Source organism: Streptomyces polyasparticus (assembly GCF_014493765.1).
Taxonomy (GTDB): Bacteria; Actinomycetota; Actinomycetes; order Streptomycetales; family Streptomycetaceae; genus Streptomyces; species Streptomyces polyasparticus.
The window spans coordinates 1-1,030 of record NZ_JACTVJ010000117.1 but is presented as its reverse complement, the minus strand read 5'-3'; the positions used below and the strand labels follow the sequence as shown (position 1 = coordinate 1,030).

Here is a 1,030-nt window from a genome sequence, read left to right as displayed (position 1 = left end):
GCGATGCTGACGGCGTGGAAGAGGACCGAGGAACTGGCGTTCCTCAACGAGGTGTCGGCGGTGCCGTTGCAGCAGTGCCTGCGGCACTTGCAGACGGCGTTCACGAATTTCTTCGCCAAGCGGGCCAAGTACCCGCGCTTCAAGACGCGGAAGAAGTCCCGTAAGTCCGCCGAGTACACCACCAGCGCTTTCCGGTTCCGGAACGGCAAGCTGACGCTCGCGAAAATGGCCGGGCCTTTGGACATCCGGTGGCACCGCCCGCTGCCCCAGGACGCGGCACCGTCCACGGTGACGGTGTCCCAGGACGCGGCGGGGCGCTGGTTCGTGTCCCTGCTGTGCGAGGACCCGACGATCGGACCGCTGCCCGCCACCGATGCGGCGGTCGGCGTGGACGTCGGCCTGGACCACCTGCTGACCCTGTCCACCGGCGAGAAGATCGCCAACCCCCGGCACGAACGCCGCGACCGCGCCCGCCTCGCCCTGGCCCAGCGTCGCCTCGCGAAGAAGGCCGACGGCGACGGCGCGAACCGGGCCAAGGCCAGGCGCAAGGTCGCGAAGATCCACGCACGCATCACGGACCGGCGCCGTGACGTGCTGCACCAGTTGACGACTCGACTCGTCCACGAAAACCAAGTGGTCGTGATCGAGGACCTGACCGTGCGGAACATGCTGAGGAACCACCGTCTCGCCCGAGCGATCTCGGACGCGGCCTGGCATCAGTTCCGCACGATGCTCGAATACAAAGCCCAGTGGTATGGGCGGCACGTTGTGGTCGTGGATCGCTTCTTCCCCTCCTCCAAACTGTGCTCGGCCTGCGGCACCTTGCAGGGCAAGATGCCGCTCAGCGTGCGTGAGTGGACGTGTGACTGCGGCACGACCCATGACCGTGACGTGAACGCAGCACGGAACCTTCTGGCCGCCGGACTGGCGGTTACGGCCTGTGGAGCTGGTGTAAGACCCCAACGGCGTAGGCCGGGCGGGCAGTCGGCTATGAAGCAGGAAGCTTCCCGGCGCGAGCCGAGAAGCCCCC

General features: G+C 67.3%; 1 protein-coding gene. It reads left to right on the top strand.

Annotated features, from left to right (window positions below; all coding sequences use genetic code 11):
- A partial coding sequence (locus H9Y04_RS45725; RefSeq protein WP_187820161.1) for an RNA-guided endonuclease InsQ/TnpB family protein occupies window positions 1-1,030 on the top strand: 1,030 nt, incomplete at both ends.